Raw genomic sequence first — 4,268 nt, 5'->3', positions numbered from 1 at the left:
CGTTGTGCCGCTTCAACTCCAGTCGCTGCGCTCCTTACGTCGAAGCGGCACAACGAATGTGATTCAGTAACCCAATCCCTACCTTCATAACCCTGGACCAAGTTTCGGGGGCATTCCAGGGAAGCCAAGCGAGGAACCGGCCCCGTTATGCGTTTCCGAGTCGGCGCTGAGAGAACTCCAGTCCAATTGGTACAGCGTTACATCATCGCCTTTTGTATCGTAGTTGCGAAATACTGGCCACTCACCCATCTTCTTCAAGTCGACACCAATACTCTCAAGCTTTGACATCGTGTCTAGATTCTTGTGAACCAATAGATAAGCAGGCTTAAGAATCAAAGCACGCTGTATAAAGTCCTCTGTAGAGAGAGTGTCATTCATCGCCCTCACCCCAGTCTGTATGGCAACAGTATCAATCATATGGCCGGCAACAAGTTTTCTCCTAAACTCGGAACTAGTCTCGCCGTCAGCGACGATTGATGCCACAGACCTCGCCATGGCTTTAAGGGTATACTCCGGGTCTAGCGAATGCCGAACGATGCGTTGTCCCTGAGAGGCGACGACGAGTAACACCAAGAATATGGCAGTTTGCCTCTTTAAATTGCCTTCATTAACGAGTGCAGCAAGCGACGTTGAAGCAAAATAGACAATCGGAATGAGTAGCGGCAAGTAATATCGTGGAGGATTGTAGGAAACCAGTGACAGCAGTCCGAGATAGGAGAACGCATACAAGGCAAAGAAAGCAAAGTACTGATTCCGCCAGTACCGTTTAGTTTTCAATGACGCATACAACGTAGAGCAAATCGTAAGTGCAACAAATCCGTAGCCAAAGTTAAATAATCCGAAAACCACGGACGGGAGATTCAGCGCCCACTCCGATAGTCCACCGAATGACCTTTTACTGTAGTTCAGTTCGCGAAAGTAATTGAAGTCCACTGGATACTGAGACCTCGCCAGGAGAACGAAGCCACCGACAACAGTTGCAAGGGAGCAGAACAACACCACGAGGTTTCCAACTTTGCGTCGGCGCGATTTCTCTGAGAAGAGCATCACGAGCACAAGAACCGGGGCCATGAAAATCATCGTTGTCTTTGTCAGAATACCAAGACCAAGCATCAATCCCGCCGTGATAACCGTTGGATAAGAGTAATCTTTTCGAACCAACAGCAGAAATGAAGAGAACACAAATGTCATCGCCATCACTTCCAAAAGCATTAGTCGACTGTAAGCGTAGAACAGGAAGTTCGTTAACATTAACGCTAAACATATCGAAGACGCCAACGAACCAGCGCGGCGATTAATCATTCGGGCAACGAACGCGATCAGCAACACGGACAACGCTACGGTGATCGCCCTGCCGCAAACAAAACTCGTTCCAAACAACGAAAAAGCAGCAAAGTAAACTAACTGTGCAACAGGCAGATTTACGATTGGGTTAAAGTCTCCTGGAAAGTACCAATCTCCGAAATGCGTTTGACGAACCGCAGCGTTTGAGTACCAACCTTCATCCGTATAAACAGTTCCCGACTTCGTGATGCCAGAAGGGAAATCTGAATCAAGCGCCCAAAATCTCAAGAGAATGAACAAGAATAACGTCGAGAGATAGGCTACAAAGCTCCAAGAGACTGCATTGCTGTTTTGTTTCATTGAAAATGATAGTTTTGCTGTGATGGGGCCCAGAAAAGGACTAATGAATCTTTATTGCAATGGACCAATTTTCGTGGCGGTCGTCGGTTCTGCTAGACGGACGAAAATCCAGGGATTGACTTTCTCTAGAACCTCACTCCCAGTAGGAGGTTCAAAACCAGCCGCGGTATTGAGAACAGCGTGAGTGTATTTGGGATCGATCCCCAGCATCTCGATGCGCATGGGAGCCGTCATTCCCGTCATCAATCGAAATGCGTAAGGGTTCCGGGTGTGAACACTGATGCCAAGCTTTGCATCATAGCCTTCCATGCCCTCTGCAACCGCTTCATAGAGCAATGCCAATTCCCTAAGTGACTCTTTTTCGCTATAGGGATTCTGCACGAACGACCAAGCATAGATCCAGAGATTGACGAATAGAAGAAGAACTATTGTCTTGCCTCTCATGGAATTGGAATTTTGCCTCCGGTGAATTAATCTCACCCCCCGAGGAGAATTCTGATGACAAAAAAACGACGATCTTTCACCGCTTCACAGAAGGCTGATGCGGTTCGCAGGCATCTTAAAGACCAAATTCCTGTCTCGCAGATCGCTGACGAGATGCACGTCCAGCCAACGATGATCCACAACTGGATCAATTCCGTGCTTCAACAGGCTGAACGCTCTTTTGAGTCGCCGCGATCGACGAAGGCTGAAACGTCCAAGCACGATGCCAAGCTCCAGAAGATGCGTGAGAAACTCGACGCTAAGAACGAAGTCATCTCTGAGCTGATGGAGGAGAACATCCGCTCAAAAAAAGAAAATGGGAGCTCTAACCGGTCGCTGGGTTCCTCACGATACACGAGACCAAATCGTCGATTACATCAACCATTGGACGAAACAAACTGAGCTGCCTGCAAAGCAACTGCTGCTGTGGCTTGGCTTGGCTTGGCGGCCAACAAGTTCCACACCTGGAAGAAACGCTACGGAATGGTCAATGACCACAACGGAAAGATCCCTCGCGACTGGTGGCTCGCGGATTGGGAGCGGCAAGCCATTGTCGCGTTCCATGACAAGAATCCACTGGAGGGTTATCGCCGATTGACTTTCATGATGCTTGACGATGACATCGTTGCGGTGAGCCCTTCGACGGTTTATCGCGTTCTCAAAGCAGCGGGGCGTTTGGACCGCAAATCCGCGACCAAGTCGCTCAAAGGAACAGGCTTCAAACAGCCTAAAAAGCCGCATAGCCATTGGCATACCGATGTTTCTTACATCAACGTTGGTGGAACGTTTTTTTACTTGATCACGGTACTCGATGGCTTCAGTCGTTACATCGTGCACCATGAACTTCGCGAGTCGATGACGGAAGTGGATATTGAGATTGTGATTCAAGCAGCGCTGGAAAAACATCCCGGTGTGAAGCCCCGAATCATCAGCGACAATGGTCCGCAGTACATCGCGAAAGACTTTAAAGCATTCGTTCGCTTCAACGGTTTGACGCATGTGACGACGAGTCCTTACTACCCGCAAAGCAACGGAAAGCAGGAGCGATTTTACGGGACGTTGAAGACGGAGTGCATTCGTCCCAATCCGCCGCGAGATCGTGACGAAGCGGTCAAGCAAATAGCTGCTTATGTGTGTCATTACAACGAGACGCGTTTGCACAGCGGGATCGGTTACATCACGCCAGCGGACTGCTTGAATGGCCTGTCCGGCGAGATCCATGCAGAGCGTGATCGCAAGCTTGAAGAAGCTCGTTCACGCCGTCGCGAGCAAGCATCACTTGCAATCGCGAGCTGATGTGAGAGACTGAGAGAACTTGGTCGGAGGATAGGGCACTGGTGAGGACCAACCCGAGCGCCGTGCCAAGTGAAACGTCGAAGGGCAGCGGTGTCAGACGATGCCGCTACTCTTCCCTTCGATGTTTCCACAATGCGAAAAACCTTCGGGCAGGATGCCTGATCTTCACGGCAGGAAGCCGCCATCCTGTACTACTCGCCGGTTAGCAAATTCCAATTCCCGTTGAACCAAGACACTATCACGAGCAAGGCCAGACGTTTTCCACAGATAACTTTAAGCTTCCATTCGCATAAGTACCGCATTAGATCACAGAGATTCAGTGCCCCTAGAACAGTAAACAACGTACTGATCGGAAACCAATAGCGGGCCGATCCCCCGATGCTCAACGGTAGAATCAAGACGAGCATCGGCAACACTGCCAGCCAAATTGGGATGCCGTACCAACGATAAGGCACTATAAGCAGCCCTCCGAGCACGCAAAGCGTCAGCGCAATGTACTTGCCTAATCGCATGGAAGAGATGTCCACTTGCGCCAACCCCGGAACAGACTGTTGCGGGAGGTGATAGAGTCCGTGCCACAGCACATTCTGCTTGACCGTCGTCAGAATTTCACCGGGAGTCCGGTATCGACTCTGCGGGACCTCCGGGATTTCCCGGAGAATCATCTGCACCTGATTGACCCCATCGAGACCTAATCCGGAAGTATCGATTCCTCGGTTTCTAAGACTCCAGGAAAGATATGGGACACAGAACATGCATGCGAATAAAAGGTAACGCATGACAAATGGCTTAAACCCGAGACCGGTACGTCTTGGCCCGAACCAATATGCGATCGGAACAAGTCC

The 4,268-nt window shown here is 50.0% G+C and carries 5 protein-coding genes; 2 read left to right on the top strand and 3 right to left on the bottom strand.

The genetic code is table 11. From position 1 onward, the window contains the following. Window positions 1-84: 84 nt before the first annotated feature. Window positions 85-1,644 carry an ArnT family glycosyltransferase gene (locus SV7mr_RS23300; protein ID WP_145277213.1) on the bottom strand — a complete coding sequence of 520 codons (1,560 nt, stop codon included), beginning with the start codon at window positions 1,642-1,644 and terminating at the stop codon, window positions 85-87. A 51-nt stretch (window positions 1,645-1,695) separates the two neighbouring features. Further along, a complete protein-coding gene (locus SV7mr_RS23295) occupies window positions 1,696-2,025 on the bottom strand; it encodes a hypothetical protein (RefSeq protein ID WP_145277211.1) in 330 nt (109 codons plus the stop codon). A gap of 117 nt (window positions 2,026-2,142) precedes the next feature. Here SV7mr_RS23295 and SV7mr_RS23290 point away from each other — a divergent pair, with 117 nt between their 5' ends. Both SV7mr_RS23290 and SV7mr_RS23285 read left to right on the top strand, forming a co-directional pair. Further along, entirely contained in the window at window positions 2,143-2,529 is a 387-nt protein-coding gene (locus tag SV7mr_RS23290) for a transposase (RefSeq protein ID WP_145268303.1), read from the top strand. Between the two features lie 24 nt (window positions 2,530-2,553). After that, a complete protein-coding gene (locus tag SV7mr_RS23285; protein WP_145271088.1) occupies window positions 2,554-3,423 on the top strand; it encodes an IS3 family transposase in 870 nt (289 codons plus the stop codon). Between the two features lie 191 nt (window positions 3,424-3,614). Here the strand turns inward: SV7mr_RS23285 and SV7mr_RS25780 are convergent. Then, on the bottom strand, window positions 3,615-4,268 hold a 654-nt coding region (locus tag SV7mr_RS25780; protein WP_419187825.1), incomplete at its 5' end, for a hypothetical protein.

The sequence above is a fragment of the Stieleria bergensis genome (assembly GCA_007745635.1).
GTDB classification, from domain to species: domain Bacteria; phylum Planctomycetota; class Planctomycetia; order Pirellulales; family Pirellulaceae; genus Stieleria; species Stieleria bergensis.
Note: the sequence above shows the minus strand (reverse complement) of the source record. Positions and strands in the feature narration are given on the sequence as shown.